This is a genomic window from Enterococcus sp. 12F9_DIV0723 (genome assembly GCF_002174375.1).
GTDB lineage: Bacteria > Bacillota > Bacilli > Lactobacillales > Enterococcaceae > Enterococcus_A > Enterococcus_A gilvus.
The window spans coordinates 1134916-1151698 of the sequence record NZ_NIBK01000001.1 but is presented as its reverse complement, the minus strand read 5'-3'; the positions used below and the strand labels follow the sequence as shown (position 1 = coordinate 1151698).

Genomic DNA, 16783 nt, shown 5'->3' with positions numbered 1-16783 from the left:
CATTTTCTCTATAATCCGAATTGTTTCAAGACATCCTTCAAGCTTGATTTAGGTGCAGAAGGTGTCGCTTGGAAATAGATATCTTCCACACCGTAATTTTCATTCATGTCCTTTAAGCGTTCTGCGTCCTCTTTGTTTAAGTACACTGATTTTGTGACCAACAAATCCTTCTCAGGATCTTTTTGAGCGATCCCGCCAATGTTCAACTCTTTCATCGGTACACCATGCTTTACCAGATCATAAATGACACTGACTGTCTTGGTGATCAAAATACAGTTGTATTCTTTAAAAGTAAATTCATCCCAATAAAACTTCGCTTTTTCCGGTGTGATCACAATCGTTTTCTGACCTGTCCGACTGCCGGCATTCTTGTAAAGATCCCGCATAAATTTGTCTTTCGCTACCACTTCATCTACAACAAAAATTGAATTGACCCCACTTTTTTGTGATAAAGTCATCATTACTTGTCCATGGATCAATCGTTCGTCTACTCGAGCTAAATTCACTACGCCCATTTCATACACATCCTTTTTCTATTTATAAGATTCCGATTCCAGCTAAAATGATCAAGATCAAGGTCAGCCAAAGCAATGCTTGTGTTACTTTCAGACCCTTCTTCGTATAGAACCAGTACACCCCCATCACGACAACTAAAGGCAAGATGCCCGGAACGATCTGATCAAGAATCTCTTGAATAACGAATTTCCGTCCAGAGATGGCAAATTTCAATGTGGACTCGACTTTTACGTAGTTCCCGGCAAGAATCCCCATCATGAACAGACCCAGTACCGAAAGTGCTTCGATCGCTGTTTGGACACCTGTACTTTGCATCAAGCCTGTCGCATTACGCCCCATAGTGAAGGACTGTCTAGCAAAGAATACGCCCAGTGCGGCTTGGTAAAGTGCGAAGCAAATAAATGGGAACAACGCACCTAGCGCACTTCCTTGTTGTGCCCAAGGAACGGCGATGGCGATGAAGATATATTGGACCGTCCCTGAATCGATCGCATCCCCGATCCCGGCTAACGCCCCCATCAACCCTGCCTTCGTGTTGTACATCAAATCATCTTGCATCAAAATTTCTTTATTCTCATATTCCTCTTGTGCCCGTTGCTGCTCCATCGAAGACATCAAGCCAGTGATGACCCCGCCACCCCAGCTTAGCTGCGTATTAAAGAAGAGCAATTGGCGTTTGTACGCTGTTTTTAATGCATCATCGTCTTTATACAACTTTTTTAAGATCGGCATCATCGCATAAAGCAGCGAAGGCGCCAAATAACGTTCGAATGAATGCGGGATCTCATTGGCAAAATGCCATCTCAAGTAAGCTTTTGTAACGTCTTTACTGGTGATTTCTTCTGGTGCTAAACTTTTATTTGTAGATACTTCAGTCATCGTCTTTTCCTCCTAATTAGAATCCATCATCATAGTCGTCGTCATCGTCAAAGGTCGCAGAGGAACTTTGTCCACCAGCATCCGCTGCTGGCGCGATTCCCTTGCCTTTTTGCGATTGAACGAAGATCAACGCGATCAGAATACCGAAGATTGCGTAAGTAACCATCGTGATCTCAAGTGACTTGAACACTACACTCATGAAGTAAGCAAGGAAGAAAAAGACCATATAATCTTTCCGACCAATAACATAAACGGTTGTGGCGATTCCTATTGCAGCTAATCCGCCCCCAACTACTTCAAGAATATGAATGACAACTGTTCCTTCCAATGCATTGATGACATCAGCAATGATCGGTGCTCCTAAGTAAAGAGCAATAAATACTAGTGGTACGAAAAGCAAGAATGACGCAATCGTCGGATAAAGGATGATCGACCGCTTCATTGCTTTGGCGTTCAAATCTTCCACTGCTTTATCCGTGTATTTCCCTAAGAATGTGTTGATAAAGAAACGGAATTGGTACAAATAACTTCCTAATAATCCAACCGGTACGGCCACTGCGATCGCAGCTTCCGGTTTCAAGTTTCCCAACAAAGCGACGGGAACTGCAATTGCCGCAGCAATCGAAGGTTCCGCTGGCATGGAGCCTCCTGGCGAGAACACACCCATATAAATCATTTGCAAAGCAGCCGTAACGATCATCGCCTGAGCGACATTTCCCATGATGATACCGACAACCAGTCCAGTCATCAACGGGGAGAAACGTAGCGTGAGTGTCGCGCCCCCTCCTAGCCATCTTGACATTACCGCAGCGACCCACAAAGCAATCAACAGACTCTGCATTACACTTAAAGTATCCATATGATCCTCCTTCTTTTAACTCTTATTGATATAATTTTCTAATTCTATGACTGATTCCTTCAATAATTCACTAGTCATTGGTATTGGCACTAAGTGAACTTTTTCCTTTGAATCTACAAAGGCCACGATCTTATCGATCACTTCTTCTGCTGGAAAAAGCCCCATTTGTGTTAACGACATCGGCAACTGCAATTCCTGATAAAAAGGGATCAGTTCATCGATTTGGTCCCATTTTTTCTCGACTGCCAATTGATAAAATATTCCGTAGGCTACTTTTTCTCCGTGCAGGAAATCATGACTTTCTGGAATAAATTTACTCATGCCGTCATGCATAGCATGGGCAATCGCGTTTCTCGCATACTTGTCACCTAAACCGCCAACTAGCCCCGCGACACCAAAAACGATTTCCGATAAATGAATGAATTCTTCAGTTGCCTCTCCCGCCTCCATATCCATGATGGCTTTGGACGAATCCTTCATGATCGCTGTTTTACAAAGTTTTGCCGTGTATCCAGCAACCTGCAAAAAGGGCTCATTTAGAAGATGCTCCTGCGCCAAAATTGCTTCTGATTCGTACCATTTAGCGATCGTATCTGCCAATCCGGCAATGAAATATTTCGTAGGCGCAGTTACTACCAGCTCGGGATCTGTGATAAAGAACGATGCCTGTCGCAGAAAGTGTTCGCTTCTCCCTTCTGATTCTCCATTTTCCTTGTACATGACAGAAAGCGGCGTCCAAGGGGCACAGTTACTAGCAAGTGTTGGGATCACCCCAAAGTTCACATTTAGGGTATGTGCTGCATAGCCAACCAAATCCGTCAGCTTTCCGCCTCCCACGCCAATAATGAAATCGATTTGCGCTTCTTTGACTACGTTGCTGATTCGTTCGGCTCCGTAATAGCTGCATTCACCTGTGTACCGCAAAAAACGGAAGTGATACGCGGAGTCATTAAGGAAGCGCAAGAAAGGTTTCGCCTTCTCAAAAGAGATCCCCCCATGGACGATCAATACATTTTTTGCAGAAAATTCCGTTAGCAATTCTGGTACGAAGTCAATCGCTCCAACGTGGTAACGATAAAATTGCGGACCGACCTTGACCTTTAAATCCGTTAACATCCATACCCTCCTTTTTAACTCACACCTATTCTTTCTCCCTGAACAGAGCGTTCAGGAATTTTCCCTGCGACAACATCTTCGACATCTCGAAGGCATTTCGCACCCATTTCTTGTAAACACTCCATCGTATAGGCTGAGGTATGTGGTGTCATGACGACATTACTAAAAGCGAGATAAGGATGATCCTTGCGGCCCGGCTCTTCTTCTAGCACATCGGTAGCGACCCCAGCGATTTTCCCAGATCGTAAAGCGCTGACAATTGCTTCTTCATCTAATAACGCACCGCGTGCGCTGTTTGAGAGGTAAACATTGTCTTTCATCTGAGCGATCTCTTTTGTAGAGATCATGTGGTAATTGTCCTCATTCAAGCTGGCGCAAAGACAGATGATATCGGATTCCTTCAGCAAGTGCGGCAAATCCACTTTCTTCGCTCCATAGCTTTCGATGTGTAAAGCAGACTTGTACGGATCATATGCTAAAACATTGCAACGGAAGCCATTTCGAAGGGTTTCGACGACACAGCTCCCAGTATTGCCGACACCAATGACACCCACTGTTTTATTAAACAAGGTACGACCCACGAAATTCGCACGATCCTCCCAGCTATCATTTTTAACACTCGAATCTGCTTCCACGGTCTTTCTCAACAACGCTAATAAATTGGTGATATTGTTCTCCGCCACTGCATCTCTTTCAACCAAAGCGGGAATGATCGAGACGAGGGTGTCATGCTCTCTTGCTGCTTCAATGTCAATATTGTTATACCCAATGCCATGCCTTGTAATTAAAATAAGTTCATCTTTGTGATCAAAAAATTCTTTCGTAAAAAATGGTGTGACACTCGCAATAATGATATTGTAGCCCTGCAACAACTCCGCTAATTCACGTCCGCCGATTTCTCCATCTACTGTAAATGCTTCGACTTGACCGATTTTTTCAAGACGTTCTAATTGATCATGAAAAATCTTTCCGAAACTGCTTGAATTAACGATCGCTATTTTGTATTTTCCCATTTTTAAAATCCCTTCTAGTTTTGCTTGACCTTGTTACGCCTGACAAACGAACCACATCTTCTTTCTTTTTTATCGGTTGATCGCTCCTTTCGTCATTTCCGCGATGGACATTCAGTTGAACCTTTTCGGGAATCGGTTTCTGATAACGCATTCAACTTTATATTCTTAGTATCTTATGAGTAAACAATTATTAGATGAAGGAGGGATATTCATGTCTAGCCCTATTCACTTACAGATCAAGTCTATGTACAAAGACTTTAGTCCTAAAGAGCAAGCGATCGCTGACTATATAGTAGAAAATCCTATTAAAGTCAGCCACAGTTCGATCAGTGATCTTGCTGCCGAGCTAGGTATTGCAGACTCAACATTCTTTCAATTTACAAAAACATTGGGATTTAATGGTTTTAAGGATTTTAAATTAGCTTTATTAAAGCAGGAAAATGATCTGACTGCAGTCACGATTCATGAAAATGTTCAAGAGGATGATTCCGAGTTGGTGATGGCACAAAAAGTGTTTGACTCGAATATGAAGACCTTGACGGATACAAGAAAGCTGCTGAAGGAAGAGGAGTTGCAAAAAGCGGTTTCGATGATTTCTGATTCAAGAAGACTCTATTTCTTCGGCGTTGGCGGATCAGAAATCGTCGCGACAGATGCGTACCATAAATTTCTGCGTTCCCCTATTCCTGTCGGTCATAGTACGGATTACCACATTCAACTGATGGAAGCTTCTTTACTTACAGAGGAAGATTGTGCACTGTTTATTTCTCATTCAGGAAAATCGAAAGAAACGATCCACATTGCGGAGGCCGCAAAGAAAAATGGTGCCAAAGTGATCGTTGTAACGAGCCAAGTGAATTCGCCGCTGGCAAAATTGGGCGATGTCGTGTTTATTTCGATCTCTGAAGAAATCGAATTTCGTTCCGAAGCTCTGGCTTCACGTATTGCGCAGCTAAGTATTATTGATTCACTCTATGTCATACTGATGTTCTACTATCGTGAGAACGCGCAAGACACGATCTCAAAAGTTAGAAAAGTCATCTTAAGCATCAAAGAAAACAAGGGCGATTGATCCAAACGCTCTATGCCTCCCTTCTGTCAGCTAGTCGCTGCACAGGAGGGAGGTTCTTTTATACAATAACTTGCTATACTATTAGTTTACCTGCTTTTTCTCTGTATATTCCTTTATAGAGCGCCTTTTTATTTATCGACTGTAAAAAAAAAGAACCTTAAGCTTTTTGCTTAACGTTCAATGAATATCTTTTATTTAAGATGAAATCCGTACCTCAACGCATCCTCGGGATCAATGAAGTAGGTCGCCTGACTCGTGATATAGGCACTTCCGGTAATTTTCGGAACCACAGCCCGATAACTGCCGACCGTCTTCTCTTCTAGAAGTTCCCCAACGAAACGACTCCCTATGATACTCTCATTGATAAATGACTCATGCAGTGTAAGCTTCCCTCGAGCGTACATCGCAGCCATCATGGCACTGGTTCCCGCTCCGCAAGGTGAACGATCCACTTGATAATCGCCAAATACGACGACGTTGCGATTCTTTAGTTCATCAGTATCGATCGTTTCATAAAATTCGCAAGTAACGACTTCCGTGATGTCGAGATTCGGATGCTGGATGTCAATGTCTCGATTAATCTTCTCCAGCAGTTTGATTCCAATTGCCGTCAACTCAGCCAAATCAGACGAACTCACCTGCAATCCTAATTGACTGGCTTCCACCAAAGCCATAAAATTTCCGCCAAAAACAAGATCGTATTGAAACAAATGATCATCAATCTCAATCGTTTGCTTTTCTTTATACAAGAAAGATGGGACATTGATAATACTTACTTCTTTTGCCTTTCCTTCTTCAACCGCTACCCTGGCTTCGATCAGACCCGCAGGTGCTTCGAGAGTAATCGCCGTATACGGCTCCGACACTTCAACGAGGCCCGCCTCCACCAAGGCTGTCGCCGCTCCCATTGACCCGTGCCCGCACATCGGCATATAGCCCGTCCCCTCCATAAAAATCACTCCAAAATCCGCTTTTGGATCGATCGGCTTTGTCAACAATGCACCGAACATGTCCTTATGCCCTCGAGGCTCATCCATCAATGCGCTGCGGTAATGGTCATGATTTTTCGCCACATCCTGCATTTTCTCCAACATTGTATCGCCTTTGGGCTCAGGAAATCCATCTAGAATGATTCGAGTAGGTTCCCCTTGCGTATGCGTGTCGATTGCTGTGATCTTTCGTTCAAAGTGCGCCTCGTTGATTTTCGGCTGTTTCTTTTTACTCATTTCCCTTTCGCCTCCGTATCCGAATCCTTCGCAACGTTTTTATACTTCCATTATAGAGGATACGCGATCCGTTGTGATCGGGTAATTATAAAAAGAGCTGGACTATCTTCAGTCCAACTCTTAAAACACTTCTTTAGTTATACAACTCGTGCATTTTTGACGCTTGACGTTTCAACCGAATCCATTTATCGATTTCAGTAATCACTAAAATCATCAATCCGGCCAACAGCGTAATGCCCCACTCGACCACACTCATAGAGGCGGTATGGAAGACGTGCTGCATAAACGGTACATAGGTAAGAATCACTTGCAGCAGAAGCATGACCCCGATAATCAAGAAGGCCGGTTTATTGCTGAAGAATTCTTTTGATAAAGCAAATTTAGAGGTACGAATATTGAATAGGTAGAAAATTTTGCTGATAACAATGATATTCACCATCATCGTGCTGGCCGTGACTTGATCGACGCCTTGGGCCAACAGCCAGTCATGGGCGATGATACTGATGAGCGCCATCAAAATCGAAACGTAGCCCATTTGAAAAATATCGTGTTTGTTCATTAAACGGCTCCCCGTTTTTTGCGGCGGACGTTCCATGATTTGGTCTTCTGCCGGCTCAAAAATAAAGGCGAATTGGATCGTGATGGCTGAGACCATGTTGATCCACAAAAGCTGTGTCGCCTGAAGCGGCATTTCCTGCTGCATTAGGATCGTGAAGGCAATGATCAGGCCTTCTGCAAAGGACGTGGGCAATAAGAATAAGATGCTCTTCTTGATATTGTCATAGATCCGGCGCCCTTCATGGATCGCCAAGGACATCGTCGCAAAATGATCATTGGTCAGAATCATGTCCGCGGAATCTTTCGCTACGTCCGTCCCTTGAATTCCCATCGCTACACCGATATCTGCTCGCTTCAACGCGGGGGCATCATTGACCCCATCTCCAGTCATTGCGGTCACTTTGTCTTTTGCCTGCAAAGCTTCGATGATCTCCAGCTTATTTTTCGGTGTCGTTCGTGCGAATACTTGGTGGGAAACGGCGGTTTCTTCTTTCTCATGCTGAGAGAGTTGATCCCACTCTTGACCAGTGATGACTCGTATCCTTGGTGCCAATCCGAGCTTCTCACCAATCGTCTTGGCAGTCAGCGGATGGTCTCCGGTGATCATTTTGACCTCTACTCCGGCTTTACGCATGTCCTTTAATGATTCAATCACTTCTTCCCGGGGCGGATCAATGATCCCGGCCAAACCGAGTAATGTGATTCCTTCATACAAAAGCTCATGACTGATTTCGTCTAATTCAGGCGAAACTTCTTTATACCCAACTGCGACCACCCGTTTTCCAGTCTCTGAAAGGTCGCGCACGATCTTAGACCACGAATCGTCCTGCAGTTGCGCCATTGGAAAAAGCTTATCGGGCGATCCTTTGATGAAAATCAGTTGTTTGCCCTTCGCATCTTTGACTAATTTCGCAATGTAGCGATATTCTGAATCAAAAGGCAGCATATCGACTTCCTCATAGCTGGATTCCTGTTCTTCACCAAAATACTTATGGTACAACGTCAGGAAAGACCCGTCTGTCGGTTCTCCATTGATTGTCCAACGATCTTTTTCTTTGTTCAGCAACGTGTCGTTGGCTTCATATCCTGCCTCTAGGAACAATTCAAGTGTCTCATCCTTCTGAACTTCACGACCTTCTTCCGTGATCCTTCCCTTTGGTTCATAACCATTCCCGCTCACCTCATAGTGATGACCCGCCAGAAAAACATCTTTAACAGTCATTTCGTTTTTCGTCAATGTCCCTGTTTTATCAGTGGCGATAACGTCCACGGAACCTAGCGTCTCAACCGCAGGCAATGTCTTAACGATCGTATGCTTGTTTTTCGCCATGTCGCTGACACCCATCGCCAATATCACGGACGTTGTGGCCGGCAACCCTTCTGGGATCGAACCTACGATCATTGTAACGATCGCCAATGATAAGACCGATAATGAATACGTCTCTAGTAACAGACCAAAAATGAATAGCAACACCGCCGCACCGATCACGACATAAGAAACACCTTTTCCAAGTCCGTCGATCTGCTGCATCAATGGGGATTTACGCGTCTTCACTTGACCAACTTCCATCGAGATCTGACCAATTTGTGTCTTTTCGGCGGTTGCCGTGACCACGCCCAATCCGCTCCCGTTCGTTACGGAGGTGGAGGCAAACGCTCGATTGAGTTGTTCGGCTAACGGAACGTCTTCAGTCGGAAAATCCTCTGCTGTTTTCTCGATCGAATCGGCTTCACCGGTCAGTGAAGCTTCTTGAATCCGCAAATTGTCGCTATCAACGATTCGTAAATCTGCGGGCACCCGGTCTCCTGCTTCTAAGAAAACGACGTCTCCAACGACCAGCTCCTCCGTCGGGATATCCATTCGTTGCCCTTCACGATAGACCGTTGCTTCTGCAGCAAGCATTTCCTTGATCTTTTCTAACGCGTCCGAGGCATTTGCTTCTTGATAATACCCAATCAGCGCATTGATCACGATAACGAATCCAATGATTACAGCATCAGAAGAATGCCCCATCAAGACCGTTAATAACGCTGCTACGATCAGGATATAAATGATCATATTATGGAACTGGCGGACAAACAGCCGCCACTTTGGTGTTTTCTTCGTTTCCAGCTTGTTCGGTCCATCTGCCAGCAACCGCTTCTCTGCTTCACTGACTGTCAGTCCTTGTTCAAAATCCTCATTCAAATAATCTTTTTTTAATTTGTGAATACTCTGGTGATAGTCTTCCTTCATTCGTTCTCTTCTCCTTATTTTTGAATACGACAAAAAAGCACCTTGCTTTATACAACGCACTGAAATAAGCCTGCCTATTCTTTTTGAAAATAAGGAATTTTTTGTTTTAACAACGACGTCTGTTCGGCGTCAGGGTCCATGTACCGCTCACCTCCACTTGTTTTAGTAAGTTAAATCTAACAAAACTAAAAATTTTCGTCAAATTTATTGAATGAATTTAATAAAAAAGCAAAATATAATTAGATAAAGAAAGGCGATCCTTCTCGTTCAAAGGATCGCCTTTCTTACACTAGATCGTTGCTAAGTAATCAGAAAATTTATCGAGACCCGCAATCAGCTCTTCTGTCTTACAGCCATAGCCGATTCGAACACACCCTTCAAATTCGAAGCATTCTCCCGGCGTAAACAACAAGCCATGGTTATTAATCAAATCAAGACAGAGCTCTCTGCTTGATCGATCAAAGTCATAATACAGCAGTGTTACCGTTCCAGCCTGAGGTTTGACATAAGAAATATGCGGTTCCTTCGATACCCACTCGTCCAAAATTTTCAAGTTGTCTCGAATGATCTTTTGATTACGAGCCAACACTTTCTCTTTGTTCGCTAAAGCGATCGCCGCCAATTCCTCATCAATAAGTCCGCAGCTGATCGTGTTGTGGTCCCGATGAAGGATGCATTGCTCTAGTGCTTCTTTGTCCTTCGTCGCGATCCAGCCTAAACGCAGACCGGCCAATGACCAGACCTTAGACATGCTGCTGACGCTGATTCCTTTTTCGTACATGTCCGCGATCGAGGGACTTTCAACATCCGCCTGTGTCAACCCGCGGTACGTTTCATCAGAGAGGATGTACGCACCTGCTTCTCTAGCAATCGCGATGATTTCTTCAAGCATCTCTCGATCCATCAATGAACCGGAAGGATTGTTTGGATTGTTGAGAATGATCAGTTTAGTTTTTTTGCTGACCATCTCCTTTAATTCTGCGATGTCTGGCAGAAAATGATTTTCAGGTGTCAGCACGTGCTGCTTCACAGTCGCTCTAAACGACGCAGGGATCGAGTATAGCTGCTGATAAGTTGGCAATACGGCGACTACTTCGTCCTCAGGTTCAACTAGTGAATACAGCACCAAATGATTCGCGCCAATCGCCCCGTGAGTGGTCGTGAGCTCTTCTTCTTTGATTGTTTCATAAAGAGAGGCGATTCCCTTTTTAAACACCGGATTGCCGAAAATATGCCCATAAGTCAAACGCTTTTGCGTAAGTTCACTCAACGCCTTTTCCTTGTCCAACCCAGCGATCTCAAATAACTCGTCCATACTGATCGAATCAACACAGGTCTCCCCTGTATTGTAAATGGCTTTCTCTTCATGCTCATTCATCCATAATTCCACTTTAAACGGCTCTATTTTCATTTTTTGCTCCTCTCCTTGATGAAAATACTGTTATCAAACTTTCATCGTCCTTTTATTATAGAGGATAGGCTTCCATCTAGCCAACAGGATTTTACTTATACGTCACAAAAAAAGCAGCTCTCGGCTGCTTAGTCTGAAGAAAGCGTCAATCCATCCAAAACTTCAAAAAAATCAATGCAGCTGCTTTCGACTAGCTGTTCGATCTCCGGCGTAGGATCAACAAAATTTTTAATATGAACACAGGACAATCCGGCATGAACAGCCGACAAAATCCCATTAGGAGAATCCTCATAAACGATGATCTGCTCCACAGGCTGTCCAGCTGTCTGGATCGCCTTAGCATAAATCTCCGGATCGGGCTTTCCTTTGATTACTTGATCGCCATAGACACCAAACGCAAAGTAGGATGCCAACCCCGTGTTCTCAAGAATATTCTCGGCTTCCTTTTGATAACTGGATGTGACGATTCCACAAGTGATCGCCCGTTCCGATAAATACTCTAAGTACTCACGACAGCCCTTCGTCATCGGAAAAACAGCGTCTTTTTGTGCCTGTTTGCTTCTACACATAAATTCTTTAAACAAGTCGTCAAACATCGGAATCTCGCCAAAGTGCTGTTGAAACTTCTCTTTTAACACCGATGTCGGCGACCCGACCACCTGCTGATAAAAATCCTTCCCAAGCTGATAGCCCTCCCGAGCCATCAATTCCTGCCAAATAGAAAAATAATAGCGCTCCGAATCAATCAACGTCCCATCCAAATCAAACAATGCGATTTTCATTTTGCCCTCCTACCCAAAGAGCACCGAGCCGAAGCTCGATGCTGGTTTTATTTATGAAAAGTTTATCGTATCTTGATCCACTTGTAACTCCTTTTTCAAAGATAGTCCAAAAAATTGATGGCTAGAACAATTTCCATTCAAACGGTTCTGTACGGTTTGACGAATACCTGTCTCAAATCCGTTAACAAGGGATTTTTTCTGTCGTTTTCTTCACTTCACTGACGATATTGTTTGCTAGTGAGTGCATCGTCTTATACGCCATACTGTCACGATTGATGTAATTTGGAATTAAAAAAATTTCGCGGGTTTCCTGCTTGAGGGTCAGAACCACTTTGATCCGGCCCAATTGTTGGAGCTTTTTCTTCACGTACTTTTCTTCATGTTCCTCTAACAACTGACAATTTACGATTTCAGCATAAGGATAAATTTCTGGCTTCAACTTTTCTTTGGCATATTTCTTATGGTTCGGTAAACAAATCTTTCCACTCGTGTCATCGAAGAATATCAATTGGTTGATCTTTCGAGTTATTGTAAAGGTCGGTTCCGCTTGAGCATCGGTCGTATCAACGAACAGTTCCAGCAGTTCCGCTTTTGTTTTTGTTTTGATTGTTTGTGTAAAATTTACACTCGCCTTTTCGTAGCAACTTTTGCAGACGTACCCTTCTGCACATTTAAATTTGACCCATTTTAATGCGTTATTACAAATCACGCACGCTCTCATCCTTCTTCACCTCCGAAAAGTGATAAATGTTGGCTCATTTTTAAATAGTGTTTGTAGCATTGGTCGTAATCCGCTATAAGTGATGGGGTTGGCAGGACCATCTGAGAGTCGATGACTGGAAAATCAACGCTACCTTCGGTTCCAAGTATGGCTAAAATGGCTGCCCCGTGGACAGCTTCTTGAGAAGTCAGGACTCGTTTGATTGGATAGCCAAGGACATTCGCAAAAATATTGATCCATAAGGGACTTTTTGCCCCTCCTCCTACAATAGTGAAGTAGATAGGCTCCTCCGAATTTTTCATGGCTAGGAATAACTGTCGGATCCCAAATGCCAATCCTTCAAGTACAGCTAAATACATCCCGCTTCTTTCCGTCTCTAACCCCAATCCAATGAATGCACCTTTCAGATCTGGATTTCCAAAAAGCGTTTTTTCACCATTCATATGGGGGAAAAAGAATACGCTGTTTTTTCCTAACAGCGCAGGAGAAATCTGCTCTTGTTCTTCAGTGTACTCTTCAGTGTGAAGAATTTTTTCCAACCACCAACTATTGATTTTGGCACCTGCTTGAACGGTTCCTTGTGTGATGATCGACTGGTCTTGCTTTTTTATCTTCGCGACAACATTTTTCCCTCGTTGTTTGAGGTGATGGTGGCGATCTGGAATGACGACCACGCCAGACGTGCCTAAAGAAATCAGCGGCTGTTCATTTTCAAAACAACCGGAAACGATCGCTGAAGCCACATTGTCTCCTGTTCCAGAAACAACGGGAAGCCGCTCCTTGATCCCCAGCTCTTTGCAGACAGTATCCGTCAATGTCCCTATTATTGTTGAAGCAGGTTGGATGACTGGAAAAAGTGTTGGAGATAAATCAAATAATTCTTGCACTTCTTCGGACCAAGAATCGCTATGTAAATCAAACAAAGAGGAAGTGGAGGCATCGCAAAAATCCGTCGTATACGTACCCGTCAATTTTAATTTCACGTAATCCTTCGCAATCAAAAATTTCGAAAGCCGAGCCGCAGTTTCTGGCTCATTCTCCTTGACCCACAACAAACTGGCTAACGGACTACCTGTCGAGACGATTTTGCTAATGTGAGCCGAAGCTTTCTTGCTTTTCAAGACCTCTTTGATCAGCGGAATTTGCTCTTTTGTTCGATTGTCATTCCACAGAATTGCCGGACGGATAGAACAGCCGTGTTCATCAACAAACACGGTCGTATGCATCTGCCCGGTAAGCCCGATTCCCTTGACTATTTCAGCAGGGATCTGGCGGAACAATTCCTTCAACCCTTTTAGTGTGATGGCTGCCCAAACATCGGGTTCGATCTCCGTCCAGCCTTCGTGGGGTGTCGAATAGTCATAGGCATATTGTTTTTCGAAAACCGTCTCCAATTCTTTGGTCACCGCAGCCAGCTTGATAGCTGTCGTGCCGATGTCTATTCCGATATAAACCGAGGTATCCATGGGTCTCCCACTTTCTTTTAGTCAAAGGTAACGATGGTTTTTAAAGTATCTGGTCGCAAAGCATAGTCAAAAGCTGCTGTCGCTTCGGTATAATCAAAGGTTTTTGCAAGCAGCGGTGTGACATCCACGATCCCCTTGGCGATCAATTGAACCGAGCGGTAAAAGGTCGGTATCTTTGGACTGACCGTACCTGTGATCACCTTTTCATAGGAATGGATCATGCCCATATCAGTTGGCACTGGCTCATTCGGATGCAGCGAACTAAACATAAACGTCTGTCCTCCCGTCGCTGTAAAATCCATCGCCTGCTTGGCAATTTGAGGGATCGCTGTCGTATTGAAGACGACTTCTGCGCCCCGCCCTTCTGTCTGCTCCTTAACAAAGGCAACAGCATCCACTTTTGTTGGATCAAAGGTACTGTCCGCGCCAAGTCTTTCTGCCAGCCTTCTGCGTTCCTCATTTGGTTCACTGAGAATCACACGCGTTCCAGATAATTTTGCCAACATCACATGGAACAACCCCATCACCCCGCCGCCGATGATCACGACATCTTGGCCAAACCGCAGCTGCGCGCGTTCTATACTGTTTACCACACAGGCCAACGGCTCAGTAAAAGCACTGTGGGTATAGGGGACTTCTTTCGGATATTTGTAAAGATCACGACTTTTTACTGCAATGTATTGGGCCATCCCGAAAAAACCGGAAATCCCCTCTGGATTTTGAAACGTCGTCGAATTAGCGACTTCGATACACAAGTTTTCCCGTCCCGTCTTGCAATAATGACACTCGCCGCAAGCGGGGATAATGTATTTAACGACGTGATCCCCCACTGTAAAATGTGCTGGGTTCACTTCGCTGCCTATCTCAACGACCTCACCACTAAACTCATGCCCCCCGACTCGGGGATAAGTATAGGACGTGTCCCCTAAGTAATCCCGCAGGTCATTGGTGCAAAGACCGTTGGCTCTGACTTTCATCAGTACCTCATCCTTTTCGATCTCAGGCACTGGAAGTTCTTGAATCTCTAGCTGTTTGACACCTGTTTCAACAATGGCTTTCATTTCTTGTCCTCGTTCCTATTTCTTAGTCATAGATGATAAAATTCACGCTTCTCAAATCCTTTATAAAGCAATTTGAGAAACGTCCCTCTCTAACCTAAAATTCCGAAAAATCCTGTGACGATCCCGACAACAACGATCAGTCCAATAATTTTTAGTGACGACCATCCACGTTTCATCAAAAGATAAATCAACATGGTGAAGGCAAAGGGCAAGATATTCGGCATCACAGCATCTAAAAATTGCTCCTGCACTTTAAAGGTCGTCGTTGAGCTGACGATTTTCAATGCAACGTGCATTTTCACATAACTGGAAATCAAGCCGCCCATTACCATACAACCCATGATCTCCGCGCCCCTCAACACTTTGTTCAAGATCCCTTTTTCCAGGAAATCCATCACAGCATCGGCACCGGCTCGATATCCAAACATAAAATTGGCATAACTCATTCCCCACGCAATCGCAATGATCGCTACGGCATAGATGATCGAGCCCCAGATCGTTCCTTTTAATGTCAAATCAATACAGATCGCCAATAAGATCGGGATCAATACCCCTTGGAAAATCGTATCACCGATCCCGGATAGCGGGCCCATCAACGACGTTTTCAAACTGGTGATAAATTCACTCGGAATCGCGACTCCTTTGGCTTTTTGTTCTTCCAGTGCGATGATCATCCCGATAATACATGAACCAAATTCAATATGTACATTGAAGAATTCGATCTCACGTTTCATCATTTCTTTTTTCTTCTCCGGGTCATCATTGTGGAGTCGTTTAGAGATTGGAACAAAAACATGGGCAACTGCCTGACCCATCATCCGCTCGTAGTTGTAGCAGGTTTGCGGTAAATTTTCCCAAATCAGCCATGAGCGGAATAAATCTTTTTTACGAATCAAACTTCCTTCAGCCTCTTTACTCATAGATTTCTTCCTCCTCTGAATCTGATTTGTGACCAGTAGCTTGAACATAGATCAATGCGGTCAATCCTGCGATGACCCCTAAAGGCAGCAGGTCCAACCCTGAATACGTCGCCAAAATAAAGCCTAAAAATAGAAAGACGCGCGCTTCGCCTTTAAAAATGTACTGCAAGGTGATCGCTACCCCTAATGCCGGCATCATGCCTCCGATGACGGTGAAAATCGTTAACGCCGTACCACTCAATGCATCAATAAATCCAGAAATATAGCTGGCACCAAAGTACGCTGCTAATCCACAAGGGATGATCGTCATGAGCGCCGTCATGAGCTGTGGATAGAGGACATTGGCACGCCAAATCTTGTGATACTCGCCTTTTTCGATATAATTATCTGCTACGTGGACAAAAACCGATCCGAAGGTCATTCGACCATACCAGACGATCGTCCCTAACAAACCGATCGGGACTGCCACAGATAAAGCTGTCTTCGCATCAAGTCCGCCTATGATCGCAAAAGCCGTTCCCAAGATGCCGGCCAATGCCATATCTGCCGGCATCGACCCGCCTGCTGAAATAAAGCCTAAATAAACCAAGTTGATCGAAGCGCCCGTCATTGCACCCACCAATGGATCGCCTAAAATAATTCCTGTAATAAGTCCGCATACTAATGGCCGCTGCAACGACCACAACCCAACAAAGGGAAGATTTCCTATCGCTAGGAAATAAACGACCCCACACATAAAAGCTTGAAAAACTGACATACATTTTCCTCCTTATTCATAATAATGTAGCTATTTTTTTACAAAAATAGGTTCGATTTTCATGCCGTATACCATCCAACTTTAGTGCTTCATATCAAGTGTTTTTCATGATGCAAGAGATTCTCACTTCTATACAAAACTGCGAAGAGTTGGACTGGCATCCTTATTCATAATAATGTAGCTATTTTTT

The 16783-nt window shown here is 44.1% G+C and carries 15 protein-coding genes; 1 reads left to right on the top strand and 14 read right to left on the bottom strand.

From position 1 onward, the window contains the following. Window positions 1-8: 8 nt before the first annotated feature. From A5868_RS05585 to A5868_RS05565, 5 genes are read right to left on the bottom strand one after another with little or no spacing between them, the layout of a single operon-like run. Complete coding sequence (locus A5868_RS05585; RefSeq protein ID WP_086305722.1) at window positions 9-515, bottom strand: PTS system mannose/fructose/N-acetylgalactosamine-transporter subunit IIB; 507 nt, start codon at window positions 513-515, stop codon at window positions 9-11. Between the two features lie 22 nt (window positions 516-537). Then, window positions 538-1395: a PTS system mannose/fructose/sorbose family transporter subunit IID gene (locus tag A5868_RS05580; protein WP_086305721.1), complete on the bottom strand. Its 858-nt coding sequence runs from the start codon at window positions 1393-1395 to the stop codon at window positions 538-540. 16 nt (window positions 1396-1411) lie between these two features. Continuing rightward, the gene (locus A5868_RS05575; RefSeq protein ID WP_010781263.1) at window positions 1412-2254 is read right to left on the bottom strand and encodes a PTS mannose/fructose/sorbose/N-acetylgalactosamine transporter subunit IIC; all 843 of its coding nucleotides are present in this window, start codon (window positions 2252-2254) and stop codon (window positions 1412-1414) included. Between the two features lie 15 nt (window positions 2255-2269). Continuing rightward, the gene (locus A5868_RS05570; protein WP_086305720.1) at window positions 2270-3370 is read right to left on the bottom strand and encodes an iron-containing alcohol dehydrogenase family protein; all 1101 of its coding nucleotides are present in this window, start codon (window positions 3368-3370) and stop codon (window positions 2270-2272) included. Window positions 3371-3384: 14 nt separating this feature from the next. Next, window positions 3385-4383: a D-isomer specific 2-hydroxyacid dehydrogenase family protein gene (locus A5868_RS05565; protein ID WP_086305719.1), complete on the bottom strand. Its 999-nt coding sequence runs from the start codon at window positions 4381-4383 to the stop codon at window positions 3385-3387. Between the two features lie 211 nt (window positions 4384-4594). Between A5868_RS05565 and A5868_RS05560 the strand changes: the two genes are divergently transcribed. After that, entirely contained in the window at window positions 4595-5455 is an 861-nt protein-coding gene (locus A5868_RS05560; RefSeq protein WP_086305718.1) for a MurR/RpiR family transcriptional regulator, read from the top strand. 191 nt (window positions 5456-5646) lie between these two features. On the opposite strand, the gene A5868_RS05555 is transcribed toward A5868_RS05560, so the two are convergent. From A5868_RS05555 to A5868_RS05515, 9 genes are all read right to left on the bottom strand, one after another. Continuing rightward, a complete protein-coding gene (locus A5868_RS05555; protein WP_086305717.1) occupies window positions 5647-6681 on the bottom strand; it encodes a proline racemase family protein in 1035 nt (344 codons plus the stop codon). 133 nt (window positions 6682-6814) lie between these two features. Then, window positions 6815-9475, bottom strand: coding sequence for an HAD-IC family P-type ATPase (locus A5868_RS05550; RefSeq protein WP_086305716.1), 2661 nt, complete (start codon window positions 9473-9475; stop codon window positions 6815-6817). Between the two features lie 289 nt (window positions 9476-9764). Then, window positions 9765-10886 (bottom strand): aminotransferase, encoded by a 1122-nt coding sequence (locus A5868_RS05545; RefSeq protein WP_086305715.1) that lies wholly within the window; start codon window positions 10884-10886, stop codon window positions 9765-9767. Between the two features lie 128 nt (window positions 10887-11014). Beyond that, window positions 11015-11668 (bottom strand): HAD family hydrolase, encoded by a 654-nt coding sequence (locus A5868_RS05540; RefSeq protein WP_086305714.1) that lies wholly within the window; start codon window positions 11666-11668, stop codon window positions 11015-11017. Between the two features lie 181 nt (window positions 11669-11849). Beyond that, window positions 11850-12389 (bottom strand): DUF4428 domain-containing protein, encoded by a 540-nt coding sequence (locus A5868_RS05535; RefSeq protein ID WP_086305713.1) that lies wholly within the window; start codon window positions 12387-12389, stop codon window positions 11850-11852. After that, window positions 12386-13855, bottom strand: coding sequence for a xylulokinase (locus tag A5868_RS05530; RefSeq protein WP_086305712.1), 1470 nt, complete (start codon window positions 13853-13855; stop codon window positions 12386-12388). The genes A5868_RS05535 and A5868_RS05530 overlap by 4 nt, the downstream gene beginning before the upstream one ends. 17 nt (window positions 13856-13872) lie before the next feature. After that, window positions 13873-14916, bottom strand: a complete 1044-nt coding sequence (locus tag A5868_RS05525; RefSeq protein ID WP_086305711.1) for a zinc-dependent alcohol dehydrogenase — start codon at window positions 14914-14916, stop codon at window positions 13873-13875. Between the two features lie 89 nt (window positions 14917-15005). Beyond that, the gene (locus tag A5868_RS05520) at window positions 15006-15836 is read right to left on the bottom strand and encodes a PTS system mannose/fructose/sorbose family transporter subunit IID (protein WP_086305710.1); all 831 of its coding nucleotides are present in this window, start codon (window positions 15834-15836) and stop codon (window positions 15006-15008) included. Beyond that, window positions 15829-16593: a PTS mannose/fructose/sorbose/N-acetylgalactosamine transporter subunit IIC gene (locus A5868_RS05515; RefSeq protein WP_086305709.1), complete on the bottom strand. Its 765-nt coding sequence runs from the start codon at window positions 16591-16593 to the stop codon at window positions 15829-15831. The genes A5868_RS05520 and A5868_RS05515 overlap by 8 nt, the downstream gene beginning before the upstream one ends. Window positions 16594-16783 lie beyond the last annotated feature (190 nt).

Bases quoted from the DNA above. Each gene is read 5' to 3' on its own strand.
- A5868_RS05515 (WP_086305709.1), bottom strand. From the start codon at position 16,593: ATGTCAGTTTTTCAAGCTTTTATGTGTGGGGTCGTTTATTTCCTAGCG.
- A5868_RS05555 (WP_086305717.1), bottom strand. From the start codon at position 6,681: ATGAGTAAAAAGAAACAGCCGAAAATCAACGAGGCGCACTTTGAACGA.
- A5868_RS05525 (WP_086305711.1), bottom strand. From the start codon at position 14,916: ATGAAAGCCATTGTTGAAACAGGTGTCAAACAGCTAGAGATTCAAGAA.
- A5868_RS05550 (WP_086305716.1), bottom strand. From the start codon at position 9,475: ATGAAGGAAGACTATCACCAGAGTATTCACAAATTAAAAAAAGATTAT.
- A5868_RS05575 (WP_010781263.1), bottom strand. From the start codon at position 2,254: ATGGATACTTTAAGTGTAATGCAGAGTCTGTTGATTGCTTTGTGGGTC.
- A5868_RS05520 (WP_086305710.1), bottom strand. From the start codon at position 15,836: ATGAGTAAAGAGGCTGAAGGAAGTTTGATTCGTAAAAAAGATTTATTC.
- A5868_RS05585 (WP_086305722.1), bottom strand. From the start codon at position 515: ATGGGCGTAGTGAATTTAGCTCGAGTAGACGAACGATTGATCCATGGA.
- A5868_RS05530 (WP_086305712.1), bottom strand. From the start codon at position 13,855: ATGGATACCTCGGTTTATATCGGAATAGACATCGGCACGACAGCTATC.
- A5868_RS05580 (WP_086305721.1), bottom strand. From the start codon at position 1,395: ATGACTGAAGTATCTACAAATAAAAGTTTAGCACCAGAAGAAATCACC.
- A5868_RS05545 (WP_086305715.1), bottom strand. From the start codon at position 10,886: ATGAAAATAGAGCCGTTTAAAGTGGAATTATGGATGAATGAGCATGAA.
- A5868_RS05560 (WP_086305718.1), top strand. From the start codon at position 4,595: ATGTCTAGCCCTATTCACTTACAGATCAAGTCTATGTACAAAGACTTT.
- A5868_RS05570 (WP_086305720.1), bottom strand. From the start codon at position 3,370: ATGTTAACGGATTTAAAGGTCAAGGTCGGTCCGCAATTTTATCGTTAC.
- A5868_RS05565 (WP_086305719.1), bottom strand. From the start codon at position 4,383: ATGGGAAAATACAAAATAGCGATCGTTAATTCAAGCAGTTTCGGAAAG.
- A5868_RS05535 (WP_086305713.1), bottom strand. From the start codon at position 12,389: ATGAGAGCGTGCGTGATTTGTAATAACGCATTAAAATGGGTCAAATTT.
- A5868_RS05540 (WP_086305714.1), bottom strand. From the start codon at position 11,668: ATGAAAATCGCATTGTTTGATTTGGATGGGACGTTGATTGATTCGGAG.